The organism is Citrobacter sp. wls827 (assembly GCF_005280875.1).
GTDB classification, from domain to species: domain Bacteria; phylum Pseudomonadota; class Gammaproteobacteria; order Enterobacterales; family Enterobacteriaceae; genus Citrobacter; species Citrobacter youngae.
The window spans coordinates 1-1,935 of the sequence record NZ_SZWR01000033.1; the positions used below are offsets into that span (position 1 = coordinate 1).

Genomic DNA, 1,935 nt, shown 5'->3' on the forward strand with positions numbered 1-1,935 from the left:
GACCACTTCACAGGGTGTTTTTATCCCGATTCCCAGGGTTTTTTGCATGAGATACATTAAATCGATGACGCAGCAAAAGCTTAGCTTCTTGCTTGCGATCTATATCGGTCTGTTTATGAACTGCGCAGTTTTTTATCGCCGCTTCGGCAGCTATGTGCAGGAATTTACCGCGTTGAAAGGAATCTCTGCGGTTGTTGAATTGGCCGGCACCGTGCTGGTTACCTTCTTTTTACTTCGTCTTCTGTCTCTGTTTGGTCGGCGGGCCTGGCGCGTACTGGCTACCTTGGTGGTGCTGTGTTCCGCTGGTGCCAGCTATTACATGACCTTCCTGAATGTGGTCATTGGCTACGGCATTATTGCCTCGGTCATGACAACCGATATTGATTTATCAAAGGAAGTTGTGGGCTGGCATTTTATCGTGTGGCTGGTGTCGGTCAGCATTTTGCCGCTGCTGCTTATCTGGAGTAACCGTTGCCGCTATACCCTGCTAAAACAAATACGTACGCCAGGTATGAGATGGCGTAGTGTGGCCGTTGTTCTGCTGGCTGGCTTGATGGTGTGGGCGCCGATTCGTTTACTTGGAATACAGCAAAAATCAGTTGAACGGGAAACGGGTATTGATTTGCCCAGCTACGGTGGCGTAGTGGCAAATTCATATTTGCCTTCAAACTGGCTGTCCGCGCTGGGTCTGTATGCCTGGGCGCAGGTGGATGAATCTTCAGATAACAATTCGTTGATGAATCCGGCGAAGAAATTTACCTACGTCGCCCCCAAGAATATTGATGATACCTACGTCGTGTTTATTATCGGCGAAACGACCCGCTGGGATCATATGGGCATTTTTGGCTACGAGAGAAATACTACGCCAAGGCTGGCTCAGGAAAAAAACCTGGCCGCGTTCCGCGGATATTCGTGTGATACGGCAACCAAACTTTCGCTACGCTGCATGTTTGTTCGTGAAGGTGGGGCGAGCGATAACCCGCAGCGTACGCTGAAAGAACAAAACGTCTTTTCCGTACTCAGCCAGCTAGGTTTTAATACCGATCTCTACGCGATGCAAAGTGAGATGTGGTTTTACAGCAACACGATGGCGGAGAACATCGCATATCGTGAGCAGATTGGCGCTGAGCCGCGTAACCGTGGCAAAACGGTTGACGATATGCTGCTGATCTCTGAGATGCAGCAATCAATCAAACCGGACGATAATGGTAAACACCTGATTATCCTGCATACCAAAGGCTCGCACTTTAACTACACGCAGCGCTATACCCGTGAGTACGCCCAGTGGAAGCCGGAGTGTGTCAATGTTGATAGCGGTTGTTCGAAAGCGCAGATGATTAACTCATTTGATAACTCGGTAACCTATGTTGACCACTTTATCGCCAAAGTGTTTGACCAGCTGCGCGATAAGAAAGCGATTGTGTTCTATGCTGCCGATCACGGTGAATCGATCAACGAGCGTGAGCATCTGCACGGTACGCCACGTAAAATGGCACCGCCAGAGCAGTTCCGCGTTCCTATGATGGTGTGGATGTCTGATAAGTATCTGGAAGACCCCGATCATGCGAAAGCCTTCGCCCACCTTAAGCAGGAGGCTGATATGAAGATTCCGCGTCGCCATGTTGAACTGTACGACACCATTCTCGGTTGCCTTGGATATACCTCGCCAAACGGCGGTATAAATGAGAATAACAACTGGTGTCATGTCCCGGACGACAAGAAGATTGTAACCCAGTAATGGGCTGCTGACTTTCTCGCCGATCGAATGGCATTTTGATACTAAGGGATTGACGGGCGCGCAGCTGAGCAGTAAGATGCGCCCCGCATTCGGTGATTGGCGCAGCCTGGTAGCGCACTTCGTTCGGGACGAAGGGGTCGGAGGTTCGAATCCTCTATCACCGACCAAATTAGAAAAGCCCGCTCTTTGAGCGGGCT

Annotated in this window: 1 protein-coding gene and 1 tRNA gene; both read left to right on the forward strand. The window is 50.2% G+C overall.

Annotated elements, in window-relative coordinates; genetic code table 11:
• The first annotated feature begins 46 nt into the window (after positions 1-46).
• Positions 47-1,738: a kdo(2)-lipid A phosphoethanolamine 7''-transferase gene (eptB, locus tag FDX03_RS21590; protein ID WP_137346565.1), complete on the forward strand. Its 1,692-nt coding sequence runs from the start codon at positions 47-49 to the stop codon at positions 1,736-1,738.
• A gap of 90 nt (positions 1,739-1,828) precedes the next feature.
• Positions 1,829-1,905, forward strand: a tRNA-Pro gene (locus tag FDX03_RS21595).
• Positions 1,906-1,935: the final 30 nt, after the last annotated feature.

Coding starts and splice junctions, on each gene's coding strand:
- eptB (WP_137346565.1), top strand. CDS start 47: ATGAGATACATTAAATCGATGACGCAGCAAAAGCTTAGCTTCTTGCTT.